This is a genomic window from Streptomyces sp. NBC_00377 (assembly GCF_036075115.1).
In the GTDB taxonomy this organism is placed as follows: domain Bacteria; phylum Actinomycetota; class Actinomycetes; order Streptomycetales; family Streptomycetaceae; genus Streptomyces.
The window spans coordinates 8,318,567-8,343,695 of sequence record NZ_CP107958.1; the positions used below are offsets into that span (position 1 = coordinate 8,318,567).

The 25,129-nt window shown below is 71.2% G+C and carries 21 protein-coding genes; 13 read left to right on the top strand and 8 right to left on the bottom strand.

Features of this window, described 5'->3' with window-relative positions:
- Positions 1 to 80: 80 nt before the first annotated feature.
- The 3 genes from OHS71_RS37025 to dhaK are packed head-to-tail and all read right to left on the bottom strand — an operon-like array spanning position 81 to position 2,155.
- Positions 81 to 491, bottom strand: coding sequence for a PTS-dependent dihydroxyacetone kinase phosphotransferase subunit DhaM (locus OHS71_RS37025; protein WP_328483689.1), 411 nt, complete (start codon positions 489 to 491; stop codon positions 81 to 83).
- Positions 492 to 498: 7 nt separating this feature from the next.
- A complete protein-coding gene (dhaL, locus tag OHS71_RS37030) occupies positions 499 to 1,110 on the bottom strand; it encodes a dihydroxyacetone kinase subunit DhaL (protein ID WP_328484768.1) in 612 nt (203 codons plus the stop codon).
- 52 nt (positions 1,111 to 1,162) lie between these two features.
- A complete protein-coding gene (gene dhaK, locus OHS71_RS37035) occupies positions 1,163 to 2,155 on the bottom strand; it encodes a dihydroxyacetone kinase subunit DhaK (protein ID WP_328483690.1) in 993 nt (330 codons plus the stop codon).
- A 407-nt stretch (positions 2,156 to 2,562) separates the two neighbouring features.
- Between dhaK and OHS71_RS37040 the strand changes: the two genes are divergently transcribed.
- Positions 2,563 to 3,126 carry a hemerythrin domain-containing protein gene (locus OHS71_RS37040; RefSeq protein WP_328483691.1) on the top strand — a complete coding sequence of 188 codons (564 nt, stop codon included), beginning with the start codon at positions 2,563 to 2,565 and terminating at the stop codon, positions 3,124 to 3,126.
- Positions 3,127 to 3,466: 340 nt separating this feature from the next.
- Here the strand turns inward: OHS71_RS37040 and OHS71_RS37045 are convergent, their stop codons facing one another.
- Positions 3,467 to 3,994: a hypothetical protein gene (locus tag OHS71_RS37045; protein ID WP_328483692.1), complete on the bottom strand. Its 528-nt coding sequence runs from the start codon at positions 3,992 to 3,994 to the stop codon at positions 3,467 to 3,469.
- 270 nt (positions 3,995 to 4,264) lie between these two features.
- Between OHS71_RS37045 and OHS71_RS37050 the strand changes: the two genes are divergently transcribed.
- The 4 genes from OHS71_RS37050 (at position 4,265) to OHS71_RS37065 (ending at position 9,676) form a co-directional block, all read left to right on the top strand.
- Positions 4,265 to 5,059, top strand: a complete 795-nt coding sequence (locus tag OHS71_RS37050) for a YqjF family protein (RefSeq protein ID WP_328483693.1) — start codon at positions 4,265 to 4,267, stop codon at positions 5,057 to 5,059.
- 184 nt (positions 5,060 to 5,243) lie between these two features.
- Positions 5,244 to 5,705 (top strand): RpiB/LacA/LacB family sugar-phosphate isomerase, encoded by a 462-nt coding sequence (locus OHS71_RS37055; RefSeq protein WP_328483694.1) that lies wholly within the window; start codon positions 5,244 to 5,246, stop codon positions 5,703 to 5,705.
- Positions 5,706 to 5,963: 258 nt separating this feature from the next.
- Positions 5,964 to 8,348, top strand: a complete 2,385-nt coding sequence (locus OHS71_RS37060; RefSeq protein ID WP_328483695.1) for a phosphoketolase family protein — start codon at positions 5,964 to 5,966, stop codon at positions 8,346 to 8,348.
- Between the two features lie 350 nt (positions 8,349 to 8,698).
- Positions 8,699 to 9,676: an ATP-grasp domain-containing protein gene (locus tag OHS71_RS37065; protein ID WP_328483696.1), complete on the top strand. Its 978-nt coding sequence runs from the start codon at positions 8,699 to 8,701 to the stop codon at positions 9,674 to 9,676.
- Here OHS71_RS37065 and OHS71_RS37070 read toward each other — a convergent pair.
- Positions 9,660 to 11,318, bottom strand: a complete 1,659-nt coding sequence (locus tag OHS71_RS37070) for an ATP-binding SpoIIE family protein phosphatase (protein ID WP_328483697.1) — start codon at positions 11,316 to 11,318, stop codon at positions 9,660 to 9,662. The genes OHS71_RS37065 and OHS71_RS37070 overlap by 17 nt on opposite strands.
- Positions 11,319 to 11,541: 223 nt before the next feature.
- On the opposite strand from OHS71_RS37070, the gene OHS71_RS37075 reads away from it, so the two are divergent.
- Positions 11,542 to 13,926: an excinuclease ABC subunit UvrA gene (locus OHS71_RS37075; protein WP_328483698.1), complete on the top strand. Its 2,385-nt coding sequence runs from the start codon at positions 11,542 to 11,544 to the stop codon at positions 13,924 to 13,926.
- Between the two features lie 125 nt (positions 13,927 to 14,051).
- Here OHS71_RS37075 and OHS71_RS37080 read toward each other — a convergent pair whose 3' ends face one another.
- A complete protein-coding gene (locus tag OHS71_RS37080; protein WP_328483699.1) occupies positions 14,052 to 14,417 on the bottom strand; it encodes a DUF6479 family protein in 366 nt (121 codons plus the stop codon).
- 147 nt (positions 14,418 to 14,564) lie between these two features.
- Here OHS71_RS37080 and OHS71_RS37085 point away from each other — a divergent pair, with 147 nt between their 5' ends.
- Both OHS71_RS37085 and OHS71_RS37090 read left to right on the top strand, forming a co-directional pair.
- Entirely contained in the window at positions 14,565 to 14,954 is a 390-nt protein-coding gene (locus tag OHS71_RS37085; RefSeq protein WP_328483700.1) for a four-helix bundle copper-binding protein, read from the top strand.
- Positions 14,955 to 15,286: 332 nt separating this feature from the next.
- Positions 15,287 to 16,465 carry an acyl-CoA dehydrogenase family protein gene (locus tag OHS71_RS37090; RefSeq protein WP_328483701.1) on the top strand — a complete coding sequence of 393 codons (1,179 nt, stop codon included), beginning with the start codon at positions 15,287 to 15,289 and terminating at the stop codon, positions 16,463 to 16,465.
- Between the two features lie 262 nt (positions 16,466 to 16,727).
- On the opposite strand, the gene OHS71_RS37095 is transcribed toward OHS71_RS37090, so the two are convergent.
- Positions 16,728 to 17,651 carry an SDR family NAD(P)-dependent oxidoreductase gene (locus OHS71_RS37095; RefSeq protein ID WP_328483702.1) on the bottom strand — a complete coding sequence of 308 codons (924 nt, stop codon included), beginning with the start codon at positions 17,649 to 17,651 and terminating at the stop codon, positions 16,728 to 16,730.
- Between the two features lie 84 nt (positions 17,652 to 17,735).
- Here OHS71_RS37095 and OHS71_RS37100 point away from each other — a divergent pair, with 84 nt between their 5' ends.
- A complete protein-coding gene (locus OHS71_RS37100; RefSeq protein WP_328483703.1) occupies positions 17,736 to 18,305 on the top strand; it encodes a TetR/AcrR family transcriptional regulator in 570 nt (189 codons plus the stop codon).
- Positions 18,306 to 19,153: 848 nt separating this feature from the next.
- Here OHS71_RS37100 and OHS71_RS37105 read toward each other — a convergent pair.
- Positions 19,154 to 20,056 carry a helix-turn-helix domain-containing protein gene (locus tag OHS71_RS37105; protein WP_328483704.1) on the bottom strand — a complete coding sequence of 301 codons (903 nt, stop codon included), beginning with the start codon at positions 20,054 to 20,056 and terminating at the stop codon, positions 19,154 to 19,156.
- Positions 20,057 to 20,285: 229 nt separating this feature from the next.
- Here OHS71_RS37105 and OHS71_RS37110 point away from each other — a divergent pair, with 229 nt between their 5' ends.
- From OHS71_RS37110 to OHS71_RS37125, 4 genes are all read left to right on the top strand, one after another.
- Positions 20,286 to 21,425 carry an MFS transporter gene (locus tag OHS71_RS37110; RefSeq protein WP_443047187.1) on the top strand — a complete coding sequence of 380 codons (1,140 nt, stop codon included), beginning with the start codon at positions 20,286 to 20,288 and terminating at the stop codon, positions 21,423 to 21,425.
- 94 nt (positions 21,426 to 21,519) lie between these two features.
- Positions 21,520 to 22,542 (top strand): zinc-dependent alcohol dehydrogenase family protein, encoded by a 1,023-nt coding sequence (locus OHS71_RS37115; RefSeq protein ID WP_328483706.1) that lies wholly within the window; start codon positions 21,520 to 21,522, stop codon positions 22,540 to 22,542.
- A 269-nt stretch (positions 22,543 to 22,811) separates the two neighbouring features.
- On the top strand, positions 22,812 to 23,948 hold the full coding sequence (locus OHS71_RS37120) for an XdhC family protein (protein ID WP_328483707.1): 1,137 nt from the start codon (positions 22,812 to 22,814) through the stop codon (positions 23,946 to 23,948).
- Positions 23,949 to 24,473: 525 nt separating this feature from the next.
- Positions 24,474 to 25,121: a (2Fe-2S)-binding protein gene (locus OHS71_RS37125; protein WP_328483708.1), complete on the top strand. Its 648-nt coding sequence runs from the start codon at positions 24,474 to 24,476 to the stop codon at positions 25,119 to 25,121.
- The last annotated feature ends 8 nt before the right edge of the window (positions 25,122 to 25,129 follow it).

The following is a 25,129-nucleotide window of genomic DNA, read 5'->3' on the forward strand; positions in this document are numbered from 1 at the left end:
GACGGACGTGGTTCCCCGGCGCCCCCTCATGACGGCGCCGGGCGGCGGTCCGGCCCGCACGGCGCCCCCACCGAGACCCGTCACACCTTCCGGTAGTCGTACGCCTCCTTGGCCGCCTCCTCGACCGTGTCCAGGTCGGCACCGGTCGCCGCCGTCACCACCGCGGCCACCGCGCCCTCGACGAACGGGGCGTCCACCAGCCGGGCCGTCTCGGGCAGTTCGTCGCCCTCCGCGAGCATGGCCTTGACCGTGAGGACCGCGCTGCCCAGGTCGACCAGGACCGCGACCCCGGCGCCCCGGTCCACGGAGGCGGCAGCGGCGGCGATCAGCTCGGCGCTCGTGCCCAGTCCGCCGCCCTCCGTGCCGCCCGCCGCCGCGACCGGTACGACCGGGCCGCCCCCCACGAGGCCCTGCGCCAGCCCGGCCACCGCCACGGCGACCTCGGCACTGTGCGACACCAGTACGATGCCCACCAGTTTCTCGTCGCTCACCTGTGCCTCACTCCCCGCCCGTGCCGGCGTCGGTATCGACCAGGGCGGCGATGAGCAGTGCCGCCGAGGTGGCCCCCGGATCCTGGTGCCCGATGCTGCGCTCGCCCAGATAGCTGGCCCGGCCCTTGCGGGCCTGTAGCGGTGTCGTCGCCTCGGCGCCCTGCTCGGCGGCGGCACGGGCGGCGCCGAAGCCGTCGGGGAGGGCGTCGACGGCCGGCACCAGCGCGTCGATCATGGTCTTGTCGCCGGGCGCGGCGCCGCCGAGCTGCATCACGGCGTCCACACCCGCGCGCAGGGCCTCGGCGAACCGACCCTCGTCCACCTCCGCCGCGTCCCCGAGGTCCTTGCCGGTGCGGCGCAGGAGTGTGCCGTACAGCGGTCCCGAGGCACCGCCGACCGTCGAGATCAGCTGGCGTCCCGCGAGCACCAGGACGGCGCCGGGGGTCTCCGGGGCCTCCTTCTCCAGCGCCGCCTTCACCGCGGTGAAGCCCCGCCGGAGGTTGCTGCCGTGATCCGCGTCCCCGATGGGCGAGTCGAGGGCGGTGAGCCGGTCCGCCTCGCGGTCGACGGACGCGGCGGTCGCGGTCATCCAACGGCGGAAGAAGTCGGCGTCGAGCACTGGATCTCCTTGCATGGTCGGTACGGTCGGAGCGCCTGTCCCTGTTCCTGGCTCACACTCCCCAGCGCAGTCCCGCGGTCCGCACCGGCGCGTCCCAGAGCCGCAGCAGGTCCTCGTCCACCTGGCACAGGGTCACCGAGGCGCCGGCCATGTCGAGGGACGTCACGTAGTTGCCCACGAGCGTCCGGGCGACGGCCACCCCGCGTCCGGCCAGCAGACGCTGCACCTCGGCGTTGAAGCCGTACAGCTCCAGCAACGGCGTCGCGCCCATGCCGTTGACCAGGACCAGGACGGGATTGCGGGGCGACAGGTCGTCCAGGATCGCCTGGACCGCGAAGTCGGCGATCTCACCGGAGGTCATCATCGCCCGCCGCTCCCGGCCGGGCTCCCCGTGGATGCCGACGCCCAGCTCCAGCTCGCCGGGCGGCAGATCGAAGGTCGGGCTGCCCTTGGCCGGTGTCGTGCACGCGCTGAGCGCCACGCCGAAACTCCGGGAGTTCTCGTTGACCTGCCGGGCGAGCGCCTCCACCCGCTCCAGCGGCTGACCCTCCTCGGCCGCCGCCCCCGCGATCTTCTCCACGAACAGCGTCGCGCCCGTACCGCGCCGGCCGGCCGTGTAGAGGCTGTCGGTCACGGCCACGTCGTCGTCGACCAGCACCTTGGCGACCTGTATGCCCTCGTCCTCGGCCAGCTCGGCGGCCATGTCGAAGTTGAGCACATCGCCCGTGTAGTTCTTGACGATGAACAGCACTCCCGCCCCGCCGTCCACGGCCGCCGCGGCCCGCGCCATCTGATCCGGCACCGGCGAGGTGAACACCTCGCCCGGGCAGGCCGCCGAGAGCATCCCGAGCCCGACGAATCCGCCGTGCAGCGGCTCGTGCCCCGAGCCGCCGCCGGACACCAGCCCCACCTTCCCGGCCACCGGTGCGTCCCGTCGCACGATCACCCGGTTCTCGACATCCACGGTCAGCTCGGGATGGGCGGCCGCCATGCCGCGCAGCGCGTCCGCGACCACGGTCTCCGGAACGTTGATCAACATCTTCATCGGTACCTCCTGATGGAGCCGGCAGATGTGCCCGGTCTCGATTTTCGCAACTCGGGGCGGAGTGAGCCAGTCAGCGGTCCCTGCGGTCCGGTCGGCCGGGGCCGCTCGACGGCGGGCTCCCGCGGCGTCGGCACCGATTCGGTGCCGGGTCCGATGACGCGTGATCATGTGAGGCCGGGCCCCCGCAGACGGTTCGGTGTTCGGGAAGGCTGCTCCCGGCAGTATCCGTCCTGAGGCGGCGGGGGTCACGGGGGCGGGAGCCGCCGGCCACGGTCGGAGCCCGCCGTCCGCTACCCACTATGGCCCCCCGGTCCGACGGGTGCCGTGTCGATCCGCCGACGTCGGGAACCCGGGGGCGTGGACGGGTCCGGCCCGGAGCCGTCCTGCTCACGCTGGAGGTGTGCGACATGGGTCATGGTGGGAACGTCGTCGACGAGCTGATGACCGATCACCGCGAGGTCGAGGAGTTCTTCGGCCGGATCGAGGCGCTGCCGTCCGGGTCCAGGGACCGCAAGCTGTTCGCGGACCGGGCCACGATGGAACTGGTCCGGCATTCGGTGGCCGAGGAGGCGTACCTCTACCCGGCGGTGCGCGAGCACGTGCCGGGCGGCGAGGCCCTGGCCGACAGGGAACTCGAGGACCACGCGCGGGCCGAACAGATCATGAAGGATCTGGAGGGCTGCGACCCGGGCGATCCCGAGTTCGACCGGCTGGTCACGGTGCTGATGAGCGAGATCCGTGCACACATCGCCGACGAGGAGCAGAACCTGTTCCCGAGGCTGCGCGCGGTGTGCCCGGCGGAGGCCCTCGACGACCTGGGCGACAAGGTGCGCAAGGCGAAGAAGACGGCTCCGACGCGTCCCCACCCGGCCGCCCCGGACAAGCCCCCGGCCAACAAGATGCTGGCCCCCGGCGTCGGAATGGTCGACCGGCTGCGCGACGCGCTGACCGGCCGGGGCAAGAGCGGCTGACGTCCGTCCCGCTGCCCTTCGACACGGGCTCGCACCCGCACGGCACTCTCCACCGGCGTGCTGTCGACGGGGCTCCTCCAGGGCGGCGCGAAGGCCGCTTCACTGCCGTTGGGCCCGCTGGGCGGCCCGGCGGCTCCGAGTGGGCGTGGCGCCCGTACGGCGACGGGCCCTATGCCGACGGCTCCTATGGCGACGGACCACATGGCGGCAGGCCATACGGCGATGGACCACACGGCGGCAGGCCATACGGCGACGGACCACACGGCGGCAGGCCATACGGCGACGGACCACATGGCGGCAGGCCGGGCCATACGGCGGGTCGGTGGCCCCCGCCGTGCCGTCAGGCGATCAGCGCCTGGCCCCGGCCGAGGCGGTCGAGGAGCGGGTCGCGGTGGAGGGCGGCCACCGGGGCGAGAAGGTCGGGGTGGCGCAGCAGCGCCGCAGCCTGCTGGTCATGGTGGTCGGGTGCGGTCAGACGCCGGAAGTCCGGCGGTGTCCCCCCGGTGTGCTCGCTTCCGGCGAGCCCGCCCAGCGCACCCGCGGCCAGTGCCGGATCGGCGAGCAGACAGGCCGCCCAACTGGCCACCACCTCGTCCACCCAGCTGCGCCAGGCCGCGTCGTCCGGGTCCCGCTCGGCGTCCGCGTCCGCGCCGCTGATCCGGTCCAGCCGGGCGGAGCCGCCCGGACCCGCCAGGCCCAGCAGTGCGGCGTCCGTGGCGGTCGGGTAGCGCAGCCAGGCCGCGACGGTCACGGCCTGGCGGGCCTGCGCCTCGCACAGGGCGCCGGCGAGCGCGCCGCCGCTCGCCGGGTAGGCGCCGGTGAGCCATTGCGTGGTGGCGGCGATGACGGGAGAGAGGTCTGCGAGCACGGAGCCGTCCCAGGGGTTCGCGCAGGAGGCGGGGGAAGCGGGAGGAGGGGGAGAAGCGGGAGAGGGGGCGAAGCGGGGAAATCTCTGAGACCGTAGCCTGCGGCACGCCTCGGACGACATGGCCGAGCGCTCACCACCCGCGTGGTCTCGGCCACAGCCCGAGCGGTGCGTGCTCCCCGGCCCGCCCCGCCATGTGCCTCCGGCCCTGCCCGTGCGCGCGCCCCGTCCCCCGGCACGGGGCCGTCGTCCGCTCTCTGTGATACTGACGCGGTGCCGTCGACACCGCGCCCACAGGTCCTGGCCACACCGCGTCCCATCACCCCCGACGCGCCGGACGCGATAGCGCGCCCCTTGCTCACCCAGTCCTGGCTGGATCTCACCTTCCTCCACTGGGCGGCGGACCCGGCCGACGTGGCCGGTCTGCTGCCGGCGGGGACAGTGCCGGACACCCTGGACGGCGTGACGTACGTCGGTCTGGTGGCGTTCCGGATGCACCGCGTCGGCTGGTTCCGTCTCCCGGGCGTTCCCTACCTGGGGTCGTTCCCCGAGACGAACGTCCGGCTCTACTCGGTCGACGCGCACGGGCGGCGGGGCGTGGTCTTCCGCTCGCTCGACGCGTCCCGCCTGCTGCCGGTGGCCGTGGCCAGGATCGGCTTCCGCCTGCCCTACGTCTGGTCCCGCATGGCGATCGAAGCCGACGCCGACGCCGACACCGTCACCTACACCAGCCGCCGTCGCCTGTCCGGCCCGGGCGGTGCCCGCAGCCGGATCACCGTGCGGGTGGGCGAACGCATCGGTGAACCGACCGCGCTGGAGCACTTCCTGACCGCGCGCTGGGGCATGCACAGCGCGTTCTTCGGCCGGTCGATGTACCTGCCCAACGCCCACCCGCGCTGGCCGCTGCACCGGGCGGAGCTCCTGGAGTGCGAGGAGAACCTGGTGGTGGCGGCGGGTCTGCCGGCGCCGGCCGGGGACCCGGTGAGCGTCCTGTACTCCCCGGGCGTCCCGGCCCGCTTCGACCGCCCCGCCCGCCCCCACCGCCCGGCGGGCATCCCGACTCCCTGACCGTCCACGGGCCGCACCCGACCCCATCCCGGCTCGAACCGCTCGCCCGGACCGCCCTGGACTCCGGCACCATCCCGAGCGCCTCCCCGGTCGGACCGACCGGGGACACCTGGAGCGCCGTCGTCGGATGACCGCGCAGGCCCGCGGGGCGACAGCGGGAGATCCGCTCAGTAGGCTCCCCGGCATGCGGATCTCCGTTTCCTCGGACATGGACGAACCAGTGGCCCGCGCACTCGTCGCGGAGCTGCGCGGGCGCGGCCACGACGTGGTGCCGCACGGCGCGCTGCGGCCCGGCGACGACCCGCAGTGGGCGGCGTGCTCGGCGGCGGCGGCCCGGGACGTGGCCGACGGGACTGCCGAGCAGGCGGTGGTGTGCTGCTGGACCGGCACCGGCGCCTCGATCGCCGCGAACAAGGTGCCCGGCGTCCGGGCCGCCCTGTGCGCCGACGCCTACACCGCCGACGGCGCCCGCCGCTGGAACGACGCCAACGTCCTCGCCCTCAGCCTGCGCCTGACGTCCGAGCCGCTGCTCAAGGAGATCCTCGACGCCTGGTTCGCGGCCGAGGGCGGTGGGGACGCCGAGGACCGGCGCAACGTGGCCCAGGTCGACGCACTCGACGCCGCCCGCCCGCGCTCCGCCGGCTAGGACCACGCCCGGCTCGCCGTCGCCGAAGCCGGGTCCCGGGGATCGCGCCCGGCTCGCCGTCGCCGAAGCCGGATACCGGGGATCGCTTCCGCCTCGCCCGGCCGCAGCCGGGTACCCGGGGCCGCGGCCCTCTTACGGACGGCTTCGCTCCTCCGTATGGCCCGCTCGGCCCTGTCGGGTACCCGGCGGCCGCGAGAGGGTGAGGACGTACGGGCCGGCACGTACCTCCGAGCGACCCGATCCGGAAGGGAACCCGAGATGTCCGTCGACCCGCAGAACACGTCCGCCCCACTCGGCGACGACGAGCTCAGGACGCTGCACGCCCACTGGCGCGCGGCGAACTACCTCTCCGTCGGGCAGATCTACCTCATGGCCAACCCGCTGCTCACCGAGCCGCTGCGGCCGGAGCACGTGAAGCCGAGGCTTCTCGGCCACTGGGGGACCTCACCGGGCCTGAACCTCGTGTACACGCACCTCAACCGTGTCATCCGCGAGCGTGATCTGAACGCCCTGTGCGTCTGGGGCCCCGGTCACGGCGGCCCCGCGGTCGTCGCCAACTCCTGGCTGGAGGGCTCCTACACCGAGACCTATCCGGACGTCACCCGCGACGCGGCCGGCATGGCTCGGCTGTTCCGGCAGTTCTCCTTCCCCGGCGGCATCCCCAGCCATGTCGCCCCGGAGACGCCCGGTTCGATCCACGAGGGCGGCGAACTCGGTTATTCGCTCTCGCACGCCTATGGCGCCGCGTTCGACAACCCGGACCTCCTCGTCGCCTGCGTCATCGGCGACGGAGAGGCCGAGACCGGGCCGCTGGCCGCCTCCTGGCACTCCAACAAGTTCGTCGACCCGGTCCACGACGGAGCGGTCCTGCCGATCCTCCACCTCAACGGGTACAAGATCGCCAACCCCGCGGTGCTGGCCCGCATCCCCGAACCCGAACTCGACCAGCTGCTGCGCGGCTACGGCCACGATCCGATCCACGTCACCGGCGACGAGCCCGGCGCCGTGCACCGCGCGATGGCGCAGGCCATGGACACCGCCCTGGACCGCATCGCCGCGCTCCAGCGCGCCGCCCGCGAGGAGGGATCGGGCGAGCGCCCCCGCTGGCCGCTGATCGTGCTGCGCACCCCGAAGGGCTGGACCGGCCCCGCACACGTCGACGGGCTGCCCGTCGAGGGCACCTGGCGCGCCCACCAGGTACCGCTGTCCGCCGTCCGCGACAACCCGGAACACCTGCGCCAGCTGGAGACCTGGCTGCGCTCCTACCGGCCCGGGGAACTCTTCGACGAACACGGCGGCCCCCGCCCGGACGTCCTCGCCTGGATCCCCGACGGCGCCCGCCGCCTCGGCTCCACCCCGCACGCCAACGGCGGACTGCTGCTGCGTGAACTGCCCCTGCCCGACCTGGAGTCGCACGCAGTACCCGTCGACAAACCCGGCACCACCCGGCACGAACCCACCGGTGTGCTGGGCAAGTTGCTCGAGGACGTCATGCGCTCCACCGCGGACCGGCGGGACTTCCGTCTCGTGGGCCCCGACGAGACCGCCTCCAACCGTCTCCAGGCCGTCTACGGCGCGAGCGGGAAGGCGTGGCAGGCGCAGACCCTCCAGGTGGACGAGAACCTCGACCGGCACGGCCGGGTGATGGAGATCCTCTCCGAACACACCTGCCAGGGCTGGCTGGAGGGATATCTGCTGACCGGCCGTCATGGGCTGTTCTCCTGCTACGAGGCGTTCGCGCACATCGTCGACTCGATGGTCAACCAGCACATCAAGTGGCTGCGCGTCACCCGTGGGCTGTCCTGGCGCGCACCCGTCGCCTCCCTCAACTACCTGCTCACGTCCCATGTCTGGCGTCAGGACCACAACGGTTTCTCCCATCAGGACCCCGGCTTCGTCGACCACATCCTCAACAAGAGCCCGGAAGCCGTACGGGTCTACTTCCCGCCGGACGCCAACACCCTGCTGTCGGTGGCCGATCACGTGCTGCGCAGCCGTGACTACGTCAATGTGATCGTGGCCGGGAAGCAGCCCTGTTTCGACTGGCTGAACATGGCCGAGGCACGCGTCCACTGCGCGCGGGGCGCCGGCGTCTGGGACTGGGCCGGCACCGAGGACGGCACCCGCGAACCCGATGTGGTCCTGGCCTGCGCGGGCGACGTCCCCACCCAGGAGGTAGTGGCCGCCGCCCAGCTGCTGCGCCGCGACCTGCCCGACCTCGCCGTGCGGGTGGTGAACGTGGTCGACATCGCCCGCCTTCTGCCGAGCGGTGAACACCCGCACGGCATGGGCGACTTCGAGTACGACGGACTCTTCACCGCCGACCGGCCGGTCGTCTTCGCCTACCACGGCTACCCCTGGCTCATCCACCGCCTCGCCTACCGCCGCACCGGCCACCGCAACCTCCATGTGCGCGGCTACAAGGAGATCGGCACCACGACCACGCCGTTCGACATGGTCGTGCGCAACGACCTCGACCGCTACCGCCTCGTCATGGACGTCATCGACCGCGTCCCCGGCCTCGCCGTACGCGCCGCCGCCGTACGCCAGCGGATGGAGGACGTGCGAGTGCGCCACCACGACTGGATCCGCGCCCACGGCACCGACCTCCCCGAGGTCACCGACTGGGTCTGGGACGGCTGAGACGGCAGCTCACCCACGGACGGGCAGGGCGCACGGGCCGGGGCGGACGGCGCAGAGGAAGGGGCAACGGGCGGCCCGCCGTGCGCCCTGGTGAGGCGTCCCGCCGGGTGCTTACAGTGGTCGGCCGGCCCTGCCCGCGCATCCGGCGGGGCGAGTCCCACCCGTGGTCGCCCGTCGTCCCCGTCCCCGCCCGGCACCTGTCCCGACCCGGACCCGGCTCCGCACCGGAGCGGCTCCCGGGGCGACGGGCGCGACGACCACCCGCGCGACACGCACCATCCGTGACACCGCTCGGGCCGTGTGGGGGCTGCCGCGGCACGAGCGCGCGTCGAGAGCCACTGGAGGCCGCTGTGTTCCGACCTTGCATCGCCCTGATCGCCGACCCCACCTCGCCCGAAGGCTGCCGTGAGTACCTCGCCGACGCCGTGGAACTGCTCACCGGCGCACCGCCCGTCCGGGTCGACTCCCGGCACTTCGCGACCGGCGGAACCGGCCGCGGCGTCCGCGACGGCGGCCGGTTACGGCTCCAGGTGCCCGAGGAGCGGCTCGACTTCGTGCCCGACGTCGTGCTGCTCTACGAGATCCCGCCGCACCACCGGCGGGCCCTGGCGGGGTTCCAGGAGTTGCTGGAGAGCCATGACGTGGTGACCCTGGCCGCCGGGCCGGACGCCTGGCGGACGGCGACCGAGAAGAACCTCACCGTCGAACGTTTCCTGCGGGACGGCGTCGCGCAGATGGAGACCGCGGTGCTGTCCCGGCCCTCCCCGCGGGAAGCAGCCGAGGCGTTCGACCGGCTCGGCCGGGACACCTGGGCCAGGCCCGTCGTCGGCACCGGGGGCAACGACACCTTCCATGTCACGTCCCCGGCCCGGCTGGAACAGGCCGCCGCCTACTATGCCGAGCGCGGCACGGACTGGCTGCTCTCCCGCGACGCGGGCAACGTCACCGCCGACGGCCTGCGTCACCAGTTCCGCGTCTTCGTCCTGGGCGACCGGGTCGTGCACGCCCGCGAGCACCTCCAGCCCGCGACCGACACCCCCTGCAACACCTGCCAGGGCGCCACCGCCGTGCACCTGGCCCCGTCGGACCTCCCACCCCGGCTCGCCGAACTCGCCGTCGCGGCCACCGCGTCGGTCGGGCTGCCCTTCGCCGGGGTCGACCTGGCCGCGGAGAACGGCGGCGTCGTCTTCGAGGTCAACGTCCAGCCCGCCTTCGTCGACGGCGAGCTCGAACTGCGGGCGGTGGCCGTGCCCTACGTCCAGGCGCACCTGGACGCCTTCGCGCCGGCCGTCCGCGGCCCGTCCCGGGGGCTCACAGCTTCAGCGTGAACCAGATCGTCTTGCCCTCGTCCGTGGGCCGCATCCCCCAGTCGGCGGCGAGAGCGCGGACCAGGATCAGACCGCGGCCCGACTCGGCGTCCTCGACCGCCACCCGCGGCTGGGGGAGCTGCGGGCTGCGGTCGCTGACCTCGACCGTGAGGTCGGTGGCCGTGCGGTGCAGATGCAGGCCGACCGGGCCCTCGGAGTGCTGGACGGCGTTGGTCAGCGTCTCCGACAGCAGCAGGAGCGCGTCGTCGGCGTTGGCCGTACAGTTCCACGAGGTGAGCGCCTTGTGCAGAAAGGCGCGTCCCTCGGGCACGGAGGCCGGGGTGGCGGCGAAGTGGGTGGTGACGGCTGCCAGCGGCGCGGCGGGCAACTGCGCGAGCAGCAGGGTGACGTCGTCGTTGTGACCGTCGGCGTCCGGCAGCAGCCCGGCGAGTACATGGTCCGCCGCCGCTTCGAGGCAGGGCGCCCCCACGAACAAGTCGCTCAGCAACAGGGTCAGTTCACCTATCCGGAGCTCGATGTCGCTGCCCGGCGTCTCGATCAGGCCGTCCGTGTAGAGCACCAGCGTGGCACCCGGCGCTATCTCCGAACTGGACTCCTCGTACAGGATGTCGCCCACGCCGAGCGGGGCGTTGACCGGACAGGGCAGGGCGCTGATGCCCTCGCCCGCCCCGGCGACCAGCACGGGCAGATGTCCCGCGGAGCACACCGTCACCGTCCCCGTGTCCGGGGCGATCACCAGATAGCAGCAGGTGACGAGCTGATCGGGTACGTCGAGGTCGGCGACGCAGGTGTCCAGCGCCCGCATCAGCTGCCGGGGCTGCATACCGGTCTTGGCAAGGGCGTGCGCGGCCGACCTCAACTGGCCCATCACGGCGGCCGCTTCGAGCCCGCGGCCCATGACATCGCCTATCAGCACTCCCACCCGGTCGGCGCCCAGCGGGATCAGGTCGAACCAGTCGCCGCCCACCCCGGCGCCCTGGGTGGCGGGCCGGTAGCGGCTCGCGGTGGCCAGCCCGGGCAGGGCGGGCGGGGTGCCCATCAGACTGCGCTGGAGCGTCAGGGCGATGTGCCGCTGCTGTTCGTACAGGGCCGTGAGCTCTGCCTCGGCGGCCTTGCGGTCGCTGACGTCGCGCACGGCCGCCGACACCAGCAGCCCGTCCGCGGTCTCCATGGGGCTCAGGCTGATCTCGACGGGGAACTCGGTGCCGTCCTTGCGCAGCCCGTGCAGTTCGAGCCCGGCGCCCATCGGACGCACCTGACGGTTGGCCGTGTACCCGCTGCGGTGCTCGGTGTGCTGCTGGTGGAACCGGCGCGGGATGAGCAACTCGACAGGTCGGCCCAGGAGTTCCTCGCGACCGTGTCCGAAGAGGGCCTCGGTCTGGGCGTTGACGAGCTTGATGATGCCGCAGTCGTCGACGATGACCATGGCGTCCGGCGCCGCCTCCAGCAGCCCCCTGAACCGTTCCTCCGCCCCGCCGAGCGCGTCCTGTGGCGCGGACGCTCCGCAGCCGCACCGTTTCTGCTGGGTCTCCGGCCGGGCCTTCTGTTTCACGCTGCGCTTCGCGGCGCCCGCTTCCGTTCCCGCCACCGCCACCGCCCCTGTGCGCCGCGCAGGTTCCGCCCGCATCACGTCGGCCATCATCCACCTCATCCCGCACGACGAATCAAGCCATCTCAGCGCCTGCGGCCCGCCCGCGCCTCGCGTTGTCGCTTACTGTCCGCGGCCTGTCCGAACCTGAACGCCGTGGAACCGATCAGTATTCGAGAAGCGCCGACCCACGGGTCACAGCTAGCGTGGCGACGGTCAGGACGAGCCAGGTGACGCCCGCCCCCGCGAAGGCGGCCCGCGCGACGGAGGAGAGACGATGAGCATCGCCAAGAGGACGGACACGCCGCCTGCGCAGCACGTCGCCGACAGTCACGACCTGATCCGTGTGCACGGCGCACGGGAGAACAACCTCAAGGACGTCAGCATCGAGATCCCGAAGCGCCGCCTGACGGTGTTCACCGGCGTCTCCGGCTCGGGCAAGAGCTCGCTGGTGTTCGACACGATCGCCGCGGAGTCGCAGCGCCTGATCAACGAGACCTACAGCGCCTTCGTCCAGGGCTTCATGCCGACGCTGGCACGGCCCGAGGTCGACGTGCTCGACGGTCTGACCACCGCGATCATCGTCGACCAGCAGCGGATGGGAGCCGACCCCCGCTCCACCGTCGGCACCGCCACCGACGCCAACGCGATGCTGCGCATCCTCTTCAGCAGACTGGGGCAGCCGCACATCGGGCCGCCCACCGCGTACTCCTTCAACACCGCCACGGTCCGGGCCAGCGGCGGGATCACCGTGGAGCGCGGCGCCAAGAAGACGGTGAAGGCGACCTACTCCCGCACCGGTGGCATGTGCGTCCGCTGTGAGGGCCGCGGGACGGTCTCCGACATCGACCTCACCCAGCTCTACGACGACAGCAAGTCCCTCAACGAGGGCGCGCTCACCGTCCCCGGCTACAGCATGGACGGCTGGTACGGCCGTATCTTCGGCGGCTGCGGTTTCTTCGACCCGGACAAGCCGATCCGCGAGTTCACCAAGAAGGAGCTGCACGACCTCCTGCACAAGGAGCCGACGAAGATCAAGGTCGACGGCATCAACCTCACCTACGAGGGCCTGATCCCGAAGATCCAGAAGTCGATGCTGGCCAAGGACATCGACGCGCTCCAGCCGCACATCCGGGCGTTCGTGGAGCGGGCGATGACGTTCACCACCTGCCCCGAGTGCGACGGCACCCGGCTCAGCGAGGGCGCCCGGTCGTCGAAGATCGGGAAGATCAGCATCGCCGACGCCTGCGCGATGCAGATCAGCGACCTGGCCGCATGGGTCCGGGGCCTCGACGAGCCCTCCGTCGCTCCGCTCCTCACCGCGCTCCAGCACACCCTGGAGTCGTTCGTGGAGATCGGCCTCGGCTACCTCTCGCTCGACCGGCCCTCGGGCACGCTGTCCGGCGGTGAGGCGCAGCGCGTGAAGATGATCCGCCACCTCGGCTCCTCGCTCACCGATGTCACGTACGTCTTCGACGAGCCCACCACGGGCCTGCACCCGCACGACATCAGCCGGATGAACGACCTGCTGCTGCGTCTGCGGGACAAGGGCAACACGGTGCTGGTCGTGGAGCACAAGCCGCAGACCATCGCGATCGCCGACCATGTCGTCGACCTCGGTCCCGGCGCCGGCACGGCGGGCGGTTCCGTCTGCTTCGAGGGCACAGTCGAGGGGCTGCGGGCCGGAGACACCATCACCGGCCGACACCTCGACGACCGGGCGGCCGTCAAGGAGACGGTGCGCAAGCCCACCGGCACACTGGAGATCCGCGGCGCCACGGCGCACAACCTGCGGAGCGTCGACGTGGACATCCCGATGGGTGTGCTGACCGTGGTCACCGGTGTCGCGGGTTCCGGCAAGAGCTCTCTCGTGCACGGTTCGATCCCGGCCGGCGAAGGCGTGGTCTCGGTCGACCAGGGCGCGATCCGCGGCTCCCGGCGCAGCAACCCGGCGACGTACACCGGCCTGCTCGACCCGATCCGCAAGGCGTTCGCGAAGGTCAACGGAGTGAAACCGGCACTGTTCAGCGCCAACTCCGAGGGCGCCTGCCCGACCTGCAACGGCGCCGGCGTCGTCTACACCGACCTGGCGATGATGGCGGGCGTGGCCAGCACCTGCGAGGAGTGCGAGGGCAAGCGCTACCAGGCCGCGGTCCTCGGGTACCACCTCGGCGGCCGCGACATCAGCGAGGTGCTCGCGATGTCGGTGAGCGAGGCCGAGGAGTTCTTCGCCGCGGGCGAGGCGAGCACGCCCGCGGCGCACCGCGTCCTGGGGCGGCTCTCCGACGTCGGCCTCGGCTACCTCAGCCTCGGCCAGCCGCTCACCACGCTGTCCGGCGGCGAGCGGCAACGCCTGAAGCTGGCCACGCACATGGGCGAGAAGGGCGGTGTCTACGTGCTCGACGAGCCGACCACCGGTCTGCACCTGGCCGACGTGGAGCAACTGCTCGGCCTGCTCGACCGGCTCGTCGACGCGGGGAAGTCGGTCATCGTGGTCGAGCACCACCCGGCGGTGATGGCGCACGCCGACTGGATCATCGACCTCGGTCCCGGGGCGGGTCACGACGGTGGCCGGATCGTCTTCGAGGGCACCCCCGCCGATCTCGTCGCCGCCCGGTCGACCCTCACCGGCGAACACCTCGCGGACTACGTCGGCGCCTGAGCGAGGCGCTCCGCGGAGCAGTCGGGGGCGGACCGTCACAGGGTGACGGTCCGCCCGCCCGACTCCTCCCGTGTGGCCCTGTGCCGATCAGGTCCGGTCGGCGTCGGATCGTCCGCCGGTCGCGCTCAGTGGGAGCCCAGACCGCCCCCGCCGAAGGAACCGCTGCTGCCGCGGCTCCAACGCGGCCGTTTCTTGTCCTCGCTGGACCGGGTCTGCATATTGGTCAGCTCGTACGGCGTGAGGGGACGGCCGCCCTTCGGCGTCCGGGGTACCTCCTCGGGTTCCCTGTTCTCCCGGATCTCGTGCACGGCGCCGCCCGGCGGCAGGTGCGGCTGCTCCTCGGGGCGCGGCCTGGCCGGCTCGCGCGACTTCACACGCGTGCCCAGCCAGAAGCTGCCGCCCAGCACGGCCACGAGAGCCAGCCCGACCACGAACATCCCGAGACTGAGCAGGCCGCTCGCGGCGGCCAATTGCAGGCTTGCGGTACTCATATCAGCTCAATACCCGTCGAAAGGGTGGCGAACCGGTCATTCGGCGCCCGTGGCTCTCCGTCGGCAACGCCTCACGCCGGGCGATATCCGCCGTCTCCGGCCCGGCTCCACGGGTTTCGTGCCGCCCCGACCGGCTACCCGTCCGGTGTGACGACGACATCCCAGACGTATCAGACATCGCAGCGGGAGCTCTTCCAGTTCCTCGAGGACCGCTTCGCCTGTGCCCAGGCGTGCACGGAGTGTGCGCGAGCCTGCGCGCTGCGCGCGAGCCTCGTGGAGCCGGGCGGGACCGAAGACCAGGAACTGCTGCGGCGCAAGGGCATCATGTGCGCGGAGGTGTGCGACGCGACCTGCCGCGTGCTGTCCGAGGGCAACCGCCTGGACGAGGCCGGTATCCGCGCCCAGCTCGAATGGTGCCGGACCGTCTGCCTCGAGTGCGCCCACGTCTTCGACAGGCACCCCGGGGCGGAGCGGAGCGCGGCAGCCTGCCGCGCATGCGCCGAGGCGTGCACGGAGTTCATCAGCACACTGGCCTGAGCCGCCCGCCCGTCGTGGGGGGGACGCCGGCCTGAGTCGCCCGCCTTCACGGGCATGCCGCCCGAGAGCCGTCGGGCCTTCGTGGGCGCACGGACCTGAGCTGTCAGGTCTTCCTCGGGCGCACGGGACTGAGCCGTCAGGTCTTCCTCGGCACGCCGGCGTGGGTCGCCCCGCTTCACCGGCATGCCATCTGGGTCACCTGCCCGTCTTCGGCGCGGGGACGTGAGCCGCCCATGGTCGTCCGGCCGATAAGGCCCCCGGCATTCCCAATTCCTGGAACACGTTCTACCGTGTGCGCCGTCAGGACCGGCCTTGGGGAGCCAGGAGGCGCCGTGCACCTCGACCACACGCCCGAGCAGCTGCGGCTGCGCACCGAACTGCGTGCCTACTTCGCCGAGTTGGTGCCGCACAACGCCTACGCCCGGCACATCGACCCGGTCGCAGCGAAGCGCTTCTACCGCAAGACGATCCGCCGGCTCGGCGCGGACGGCTGGCTCGGCGTCGGCTGGCCCGAGGAGTACGGCGGCCGCGGTCTCACCCCGATCGAGCAGTTCGTCTTCTTCGACGAGGCCGCCCAGGCCGGTGTGCCGCTGCCGCTGATGGCGCTGAACACGGTCGGACCGACGATCATGCGGTACGGCACCGACGAGCAGAAGGCGTACTTCCTGCCGAAGATCCTGGCCGGCGAGATCGACTTCGCCATCGGCTACAGCGAACCCGAGGCGGGCACCGATCTCGCCGCGCTCAAGACCCGCGCCGTGCGCGACGGCGACACGTACGTCGTCGACGGGCAGAAGATCTGGACGACCAACGGCGACACCGCCGACTGGGTGTGGCTCGCCGTGCGCACCGACCCCGAGGCGCCGCCGCACAAGGGCATCACCATGCTCCTCGTGCCGACCACCGACCCCGGATACTCCTGCACGGTCATCCGCACCCTCGCCTCCCACGACACCACCGCCAGTTACTACGAGAACGTGCGCGTCCCCGTCTCCCGGCGCGTCGGCGCCGAGAACCAGGGCTGGCGGCTGATCACCAACCAGCTCAACCACGAGCGCGTGACCCTCGCCGCGCACGGCACGATGGCGATCCGCGCCCTGCACGACGTACAGCGCTGGGCCACGGAGGCCAAGCTCGCCGACGGCCGCCGGGTGGTCGACCTGCCCTGGGTCCGCCGTCTGCTCGCCCGCACCCACGTCAGGCTCGACGCGCTCAAGCTCCTCAACTGGCAGATGGTGGGCGCCCTCCAGAACGGCACCCTCACCCCGCAGGACGCCTCCGCCGTCAAGGTCTACGGCTCCGAGGCCCGCCGGGACGCCTACGCCTGGCTGATGGAGGTTGTCGCCGCCCCCGGCGCACTCCAGGAGGGTTCGGCGGGCGCCGTGCTCCACGGAGAGCTCGAACGCGGCTACCGCTCCGCCGTGATCTTCACCTTCGGTGGCGGCAACAACGAGATCCAGCGGGAGATCATCTCGTGGATCGGCCTGGGGATGCCGAGGGTGCGGCGTTAGTGCCAATGTGACGAGGATTTATAGTTGGCACAAAAGATGGATAGTTGGCACCAAGATCACGCCCACGGAGATGCTGGTATGCAGAGTGGGTGCCGTTGAGTGGCACGGCGTCGGTCCGGCACGGAGATGCTGGTATGCAGAGTGGGTGCCGTTGAGTGGCACGGCGACGCCCTGGCGCGGCACATATGCCGGGTCTCACTGAGCGAGGACTGTGCGCAGGCCGACCCTCTCATCTTGGTCGGCCTGATCGCGGGTGGACGCCTCAGACGGGGAACGTGACGTCGGTGAGCTGCTCGGACACGGCCCACAGGCGCTGCTGGACGGCTGTGTCGTGGGACTTCTTGCTGGAGGCGACCACCTCGGGGTATCCGCGGGTGCCGCCCATGCCGTTGGGGCCGTAGAACTGGCCTCCGGTGACGGCGGGATCGGTGGCCGCCCTCAGGCTGGGCAGCGCTCCCATGGAGGCCGGCTGGGCCAGCAGAGGCTGGAACAGTTCGGCCCCCTTGCGCGCCAGGCCGCTCATGTTCTGATTGAGTTCGGTATCCGACGCGCCGGGATGCGCGGCGGCGGCGATGGTGGTGTGGTGCGGGGCGAGGCGGCGCTGGAGTTCGTAGGTGAACATCAGGTTGGCCAGCTTGGCCTGCCCGTAGGCGACAACCCGATTGTAGGAGCGGTCGAACTGCAGGTCGTCGAAGTGGATGCCGGCCCGGATACGGTGGCCGAAGCTGCTGACGGTGACCACCCGGGAGCCGGGCACGGGCAGCATCAGGTCCAGCAGCAGGCCGGTGAGCGCGAAGTGCCCGAGGTGGTTGACCCCGAACTGCATGTCGAACCCGTCCTCGGTCTTCTGCCGGGGCGTGTACATCACGCCCGCGTTGTTGATGAGCAGGTCGATCTTCGGGTGTGCGGTGTGCAGCTCATCGGCGGCCGCGCGTACCGATTTGAGGGAGGCGAGGTCCAGGCGCTGGAGGCTGAGCTTGGCGCCCGGGGCGCTCTCGCGGATGCGGGCGAGGGCCTGGCGGCCCTTGTCGGGGTTGCGCACGGCGAGGACGACGTGCGCGCCGTGCTCGGCCAGGGCCCGCGCGGTCTGCAGTCCGAGTCCGCTGTTGGCGCCGGTGACGACGGCGACCCTGCCGTCCTGGGCGGGGATGTCCTGTTCGGTCCACCGGTCGGTCGTGCTAGCCATGATCAACCTCCATAACATGAATGATGCTTCACCTTGTAGAGTGAAGCATCATTCACCTTTCGTCAAACGGTTCCGGAGGGCCCCATGACCTCACCTCGACCGCTACGCGCCGATGCGGCGCGCAACCGCAGCCGGATCATGACCGCGGCGCATCAGCAGATCACCGAGCACGGGCCCGAGGTGTCGATGGAGCAGATCGCCGCTGCCGCGGGCGTCGCGGTCGGAACCCTGTACAAGCACTTCCCGAACAAGAGCGACCTGGTCACGGCCGCGATCGCCGCCTCGTTCGAAACCCTCGCCGACGACGCCGAAGAGTGCCTACAACGCGAGGCCCAAGGTTCACCCGCCATGGCGGAGCTCACCGGCTTCCTCAATCGTGTCATGGACACGGTCGCCCACAACCGCGCCGTCAAAGCAGCCGCGCACGCGCTCAGCGCCGACCACACCGCCCACCCCGCCATGCAGGACGTGGAAACCCGCGTCACCCAGGCCCTCGGCCGGCTCATCCGCACCGCACAAGCCCAGGGCGGTCTGCGCGCCGACTTCACCCTCGACGACCTGTACCTGATGCTCTCCACCCTCCCCGCTGACCAGCCACCTACCGCCCGCGCCCGATGGCTCGCCCTCCTGCTCACCGGCCTCACCGCCCGCTGACCGACCATGCGGCAGGAGTGCACAGCACTGTGCGCACACGACACGGAGGCAGCGGAGTGCCGCCCTGTCCACGCTTCTGTCGGCGCAGCTCTCCGTACGTGAGGTCTGTGGCCGACAGGTTCGTCTCGACCACCGTGAAGGCCACCGCGTCCGCGGGGTGCCGGTCGCAGAGCAGTTCGGCGGCGCAGGCCACGTATCACGCACGACTACGACCGCCCCGTGCTGACGGAGAGATCTGCTCCGTCGTAGCCGTGCCCGTCGTGGTGTCCGGTGCGGTGCGCGTGGTGCCCTACGGAGCCAGTCGACTGCCGCTCCCCGGCGGGCGAAGTCCAGAGCGTGTTCCCGGCCGAGTCCTCGGCCGGCGCTCGTGATCGCGACAACACGATCGGTGAACGTGATCTGGGACATGGATGCTTCTGGGTCTTGGCGCTGGAGGACCGGTGTGATGGTGCTGACCTGCCACCGTTGGACCGAACTGGCAGTTCGCCAAGGACAGTTGCACGGTGGCATGCCCGTTCTCAGGGAGCGCTCACCGGCAGCCGATGCACGCGAGGGCACGGAAACGGCGCACTTCCCAGCCAAGATCCGTTACACCACTCCGCGGGACACCATCCCCAAAGGCCGCCTGTGCCGTCTGTGCGGTGGCACTGGAGCCTACGAATGAAAGCGCCGGGATGTGCGGGTTGTCGATGAAACTGCTGCGCAGTTCCCTGTCGCCCACGGCTCTGCTGCGGCTTTCGAGTCGTTTGCCAGGTTCAGCGAGCACAAGCTGCCGCCCGCAACCTCGCCGGCCTGCGGGCGTCGCCTCATCTCGATCTCCTGCGCCGCAACGGTCCAGCTCGCCCGGCTCACGACCGCCGGCGCAGCGAGTCGGCAGGTCGGGGGGTGGCCGTCCAGCTGGCGAGGAGTTTGAGTCGTTCTTCGTCGGGGGTACCCGGCTGGGCGGTGTAGATGGTCAGGGAGTGTGCTTCGCGTGCGGAGATGGGCAGGTCCAGTGGCTGGTAGGTGAGTTCCAGGGGGCCGGCGTCGGGGTGGTGGAAGCGTTTGACGCCGCCGTGGTGGATGCGCACGTTGTGGGCGGCCCACCGGGTGCGGAATTCGGTGCTGATGGTGGACAGTTCGCCGACGAGTTCGCGCAGTGCCTTGTCGTGGGGATAGCGGCCGGCTTCGGCGCGCAGCAGTGCGACGGTGGTGTTGGCGGCGCGGTCCCAGTCATCGACGAAGTCGTGGGCGGCGTCGTCGAGGAAGTAGTACCGGGCGAAGTTGGGGAGGCTGCGCTCACTGGTGGTGCGACTGTTGACCATCGGCGCGAACAGGGCGCGGGCGAGTGCGTTGGTGGCCACGATGTCCAGGCGGCCGTTGGTGACGAAGGCCGCGGACAACGTCATGGAGTCGAGGAGCCACTGGACGTGAGGCGGGACGTCGACGGCTTTGCGGCGGCGCCGCGTTGCCGGGCTGGGGTGGGCGGCTTTGGCGAGGTCGAACAGGTAGATGCGTTCGTCCTCGCTCAGCTGCAGGGTGCGGGCCACCGCGTCGAGGACCTCCTCGGACACGCCGCTGATGTGGCCTTTCTCCAGCCGCGTGTACCACTCGGTGCTCACCCCGGCGAGGACGGCGACCTCTTCGCGGCGCAGCCCCGGTACGCGGCGCCGGCCGCTGGTGGGCAGGCCGACCTGTTCGGGCGTGAGCTGGGCGCGCCGGCGGGCGAGGAAGTCACGGATGTCGGCGCGGTTGTCGGGGCGGGGTTCCATGCTTTCCACGCTACGGCCCGTAACCCTGGGCAGGGGGGTTGAGCTTGTACCCCCTATAAACGCAGCCTCCCGCGCGGGCGGCAGGAGCGGTTTCGTGGGATGCGCACCCCGATCTCGATCGCTGCGGAGATGATGCATGACCACGCGAGGAGGAGCCCTCCACGCCCCTGCCGATGTAAGCGCCGGTGACCGCGGGCGTCCGCCTGCCCGGCTTCCGCTCGTCGTGTACGTGCTGGCGCTGGGCACGTTCCTGATGGGCACGACCGAGTTCGTGGTGGCTGGCCTGCTGCCGGAGATTGCGGGCGATGTGCAGGTCAGTGTGGCCCGGGCCGGGCTGCTGATCACGGTCTTCGCCATCGGGATGATCGTCGGTGCGCCGCTGATGGCGATGCTGACGCTGCGGCTGCCTCAGCGGCTGACCCTGATCCTCGCCCTGGGTGTTTTCGCGGCCGGACACGTCATCGTCGCGCTCGGCTCCAGCTTCACGCTGCTGCTGGCCGCACGGTTCCTGACGGCGCTGGCAACAGGGGCTTTCTGGGCGGTGGCCAACGTGGTGGCCACCCGCGCCGCCGGCCCCGCCGCGAGTTCCCGCGCCCTGGGCGTCGTGGGCGCCGGCGCGATGCTCGCCAACGTCGTCGGGGTGCCGCTCGGCGCCTTCGCCGGACAGCTCATGGGCTGGCGGGGACCGTTCTGGGCCCTGGCCGTCTTCGGAGCGGCCGCCATGGCACTCATCGCCCGCCAGGTTCCGCACGACACCGACGGCGGCCAGACGATCTCCGTGCGCTCCGAGCTGGCGGCTCTGCGTTCGGGGCGTCTGTGGCTGGCGCTGGCGGCCTGCACGACCACCACCGGCGGCGTGCTGTCGACGTACACCTACATCTCACCGCTGCTGACCGACCGGGCCGGTCTGGCCGCCGGCCTCGTGCCGCTGGTGCTGGTCGGCTTCGGCGTCGGCGCCCTGGCGGGATTCCTCGTGGGAGGCCGCCTGGGGGACCGTCGTCCGCACGCGACGACGATCGTGGCCCCCGCGGTGACCACGGCCCTGCTGCTGGCGATCTGCCTGCTGTCCACCCACGCCGCGCCCACGGTCGCACTGATCGCCCTGCTGGGACTCTTCGGGCTGGGCGCCAACCCGGTCCTCATTTCCCTGGGCGTGCGCTTCGCAGGGAAGGCGCCCACCCTGGGGTCAGCACTGACCGTGTCGGCGTTCAACCTCGGCACCGCCATCGGTTCCTGGATCGCCGGACTCGCCCTCGAATCCTCCTTGGGCACTACGGGCCCCGCCGTCATCGGCACCGTCATTGCCGCATTGACCCTGATCCCCACGATCGCCATCGCACTCATCCAGCGCCGTCGCTTGGCGACATGAGTCCCATCAACCCAGCAGGTCGCGGCACTGCCGTGCCTTCCGCAACACGAACCGGCGCCGTAGGCGCCAGCACAACAGAGCAAGGAGAACCACCATGCGTGGAGTAGTGATGTACACGGCCGGCGACGTCCGGGTGGAGGAGCGCGACGATCCGAAGATCGTCGAGCCGACCGACGCCATCGTGAAGCTGACCGCGACCTGTATCTGCGGCTCGGACCTGTGGCCGTACCGCGGCATCGAGCCCGCCGATCACCAGGTCATGGGGCACGAGTATGCCGGCGTCGTCGAGGAGGTCGGCTCAGAGGTCAAGAACGTCAAGGTCGGCGACTTCGTCGTCGGGTCGTTCGTCATCTCCGACAACACCTGCGAGATCTGCCAGGCCGGCTTCCAGTCCAAGTGCGTGCACGCCGAGTTCGTCGCGCAGACGATCGGCACCCAGGCCGAGAAGGCCCGCATCCCGCATGCCGACGGCACTCTCGTCGCCACTCCGGGACAGCCCGATCCCGAGCTGATCCCTTCCCTGCTGGCGGCCTCCGACGTGCTCGGCACCGGCTGGTACGCCGCCGTCGCCGCCGAGGCCGGGCCCGGCAAGACCGTCGCAGTCGTCGGCGACGGCGCGGTCGGCCTGATGGCTGTCCTCGCAGCCAAGCAACTGGGTGCGGAACGCATCATCGCGATGTCGCGTCACCCCGAGCGGCAGAAGCTGGCCCGCTACTACGGCGCCACCGACATCGTCGAAGAACGCGGCGACGAGGGCATCGCGAAGATCAAGGAACTCACGGGCGGCCTCGGAGCGCACTCGGTCGTCGAGGCGGTCGGCACGCAGGAGTCCTTCATGCAGGCCGTCGGCGCCACGCGCGGTGGTGGGCACCTGGGCTATGTGGGCGTCAACTACGACGTGAAGATCCCCGGCATCGAGCTGTTCTTCGCCGGTATCCACACCCTCGGCGGCCCGGCCCCCGTGCGCCGCTTCCTGCCGGACCTGATCCAGCTCATCTGGGACCGCAAGATCGACCCCGGGAAGGTCTTCGACCTCACCCTGCCGCTGGAGCAGGCCCCCGAGGGCTACAAGGCGATGGACGAGCGGCGCGCCACCAAGGTGATCCTCACCTTCTGACCCGCATTTCGCGTCCTTGTCCGCTCCTCCACACCACCGCAGCAGACAGCGCTGGCCGAGGAACTCGTCTCCTCAGCCGCTCTGTCACCCCCATTGCGCGCCGACGTGTTGCTCTGACCTCGGAGCCGTCAAGGACCGTCCAAGCCGGCCTGGCCGCCGCCCCCCGTCCGGCTGCCGGGCCATCCAGGGCCGCCGCCGCTTCCCACTCCCCGGAGGGTGCGGCGGCGGCCCGCCCCACCACACGAAGAAGCACACGCCGGAGGCAGTCCATGCTCAACATCGCAGACGTACTGCACCGCTGGTGCCGCACAGCCCGCCCCTTCGCCCTGGCCACCGTCGTCGACGTCACCGGCAGCGCACCCCTGCCCATCGGCACGTCGGTCGCGGTCGACGAAGAAGGCAACGCGGTCGGCAGCATCTCCGGCGGCTGCGTCGAAGGCGCGGTGTACGAGCTGTGCCAACAGGTGCTCCACGACCGGGGCGCCCCACAACGCGCCTGGTTCGGCTACTCCGACGACGACGCCTTCGCCGTCGGCCTGACCTGCGGCGGCGAACTCGACGTCCTCGTCCAGCGGATCGACCCCACACAGCAGCCCCACCTGACCGCCGCCTTCGCCGAGGTCGCCGAGGGCCGACCGGCCGCCGTGGCCCAGATCGTGGACGGCCCTGACCACCTCCTCGGCGCGACTGTGAGCATCCTCGGCGATGACCACGTCGACCACGGGACCATGGACAGCGGACCAACGTACCGGGCCGTGGCGGACCAGGCACGTGCCCTGATGCGAACGGGGCGCACCGGACGCGCGGAGGCCGCCGGCGGGGGAGACGACTGTCCCGGACCGCTGTCCGTGCTGGTGCACGTCCACGCCGCCCGCCCGCGCATGCTGATCTTCGGAGCCGTCGACTTCGCCGCCGCCCTCAGCCAGGCCGGGGCCTTCCTCGGCTACCGCATCACCGTGTGCGACGCCCGCCCCGTCTTCGCCACCACGGTCCGCTTCCCGCACGCGGACGAGGTCGTGACCGACTGGCCTCACCGCTATCTGGAACACACCGAGGTGGACGAACGCACCGCCATCTGCGTCCTCACCCACGACGCCAAGTTCGACATCCCTCTGCTGCGCCTGGCTCTCGGCACGCCTGCCGCCTACGTCGGTGCGATGGGCTCACGGCGTACCCACCACGAGCGCCTGCACCTGCTGAGGCAGGCCGGCCTGGCCGAGGACCAACTGGCCCGGCTGCGATCCCCCATCGGTCTCGACCTGGGCGCCCGCACCCCGCAGGAGACCGCCGTCTCCATCACAGCGGAGATCATCGCCCACACCAATCGGGGCACCGGGCTGCCTCTGTCGGTGACCAGCGGCCCGATCCACCGGCCGGCCGTGAGAGAACGAGCTGCCATGAAGTGAGCCAGGCATTGAGTGCTTGCCGAGGCGGCGCTCCACGCGACGGAAGTAGTGGGTCGCACCGGACAGCTACCTCACGGGTCACGTGTATGACAACACCGTCCTGAACGAGGTGACTTGTCGGCTGTCCGTGGCGCTCGACCGGCCAGCGACGGCCGCACGCCCCGGCGACTACTACTTCTTCCGCTTCGAAGCCGCCGGCATTGGGCACGAGTGGCACCGCGACTTCACCCGCAAGGTCGGCCGCGTCGCACCCGGTACGCCAGTACGCGTGCCATCTCCGAATGGTTGTCAGCTTGGTCGCCAAGTGTCAGGGGTTCATGGCCCAGACGGTAGTCGTGAGCCTGCTCAGGAGGGGGGTTGAGTTTGTGCCCCCTATAGACACGACCTTCCTCATGCGCGGCTGAGCCGGTTTCCTGAAGCACCGCAGCTCGATCACGTCCCGTATCCCGTACTGCACGACTACCCGCACTAGCTGCCGCAGCGCCCTGTGCGCGGCTGATCCGTCCGTGATGTGAAGGCGTACGTATGTCCACTGAACTCCCTCAGTCCTCCGTTCCTCCCCCCACCGGAGTCGACGAGCCCTCCTCGGCCCCCACCCGGCGCACCTTCATCGCCACCACCACCGCGGTCGGTGGTGCCGTCGTTGCGGGCGGTGTGACCGGAGGCACCTTGCTCGTCGATGACGAGGCGGCCGCCGCCGAGGCCCCGCCTGAGAGCTGTGTCTCCCTTACGGTCAACGGCACCCGGCGGACCGTGACCGTGGACAACCGCACCTCGCTGCTGGATCTGCTGCGCGAGCACTTCGGCCTGACAGGGTCCAAGAAGGGCTGCAACGCGGGTGCTTGCGGGGCCTGCACGGTTTTGGTCGACGGGCGTCGGGTGAACTCCTGTCTGACGCTCGCGGTGCGGCTGGAGGGCGCCGAGGTCACCACCATCGAGGGCCTGGCCGACGGCGACGAACTGCACCCGTTGCAGCAGGCGTTCATCGACGAGGACGCCTTCCAGTGCGGCTACTGCACGCCCGGCCAGATCATGTCCGGGGTGGGCTGCATCAAGGAGGGCCACACCGGCTCCCCGGCGGAGATCCGGGAGTGGATGAGCGGCAACATCTGCCGCTGCGGCTGCTACGTGAAGATCGTGCGCGCGGTCGAGCAGACCGCCGGCCGGAAGTAAGGAGCCGC

Coding starts and splice junctions, on each gene's coding strand:
- OHS71_RS37115 (WP_328483706.1), top strand. CDS start 21,520: ATGCGTGGAGTAGTGATGTACACGGCCGGCGACGTCCGGGTGGAGGAG.
- OHS71_RS37070 (WP_328483697.1), bottom strand. CDS start 11,318: ATGATGGCCGACGTGATGCGGGCGGAACCTGCGCGGCGCACAGGGGCG.
- OHS71_RS37055 (WP_328483694.1), top strand. CDS start 5,244: ATGCGGATCTCCGTTTCCTCGGACATGGACGAACCAGTGGCCCGCGCA.
- OHS71_RS37120 (WP_328483707.1), top strand. CDS start 22,812: ATGCTCAACATCGCAGACGTACTGCACCGCTGGTGCCGCACAGCCCGC.
- OHS71_RS37060 (WP_328483695.1), top strand. CDS start 5,964: ATGTCCGTCGACCCGCAGAACACGTCCGCCCCACTCGGCGACGACGAG.
- OHS71_RS37040 (WP_328483691.1), top strand. CDS start 2,563: ATGGGTCATGGTGGGAACGTCGTCGACGAGCTGATGACCGATCACCGC.
- OHS71_RS37100 (WP_328483703.1), top strand. CDS start 17,736: ATGACCTCACCTCGACCGCTACGCGCCGATGCGGCGCGCAACCGCAGC.
- OHS71_RS37125 (WP_328483708.1), top strand. CDS start 24,474: ATGTCCACTGAACTCCCTCAGTCCTCCGTTCCTCCCCCCACCGGAGTC.
- OHS71_RS37080 (WP_328483699.1), bottom strand. CDS start 14,417: ATGAGTACCGCAAGCCTGCAATTGGCCGCCGCGAGCGGCCTGCTCAGT.
- dhaK (WP_328483690.1), bottom strand. CDS start 2,155: ATGAAGATGTTGATCAACGTTCCGGAGACCGTGGTCGCGGACGCGCTG.
- OHS71_RS37095 (WP_328483702.1), bottom strand. CDS start 17,651: ATGGCTAGCACGACCGACCGGTGGACCGAACAGGACATCCCCGCCCAG.
- OHS71_RS37105 (WP_328483704.1), bottom strand. CDS start 20,056: ATGGAACCCCGCCCCGACAACCGCGCCGACATCCGTGACTTCCTCGCC.
- OHS71_RS37075 (WP_328483698.1), top strand. CDS start 11,542: ATGAGCATCGCCAAGAGGACGGACACGCCGCCTGCGCAGCACGTCGCC.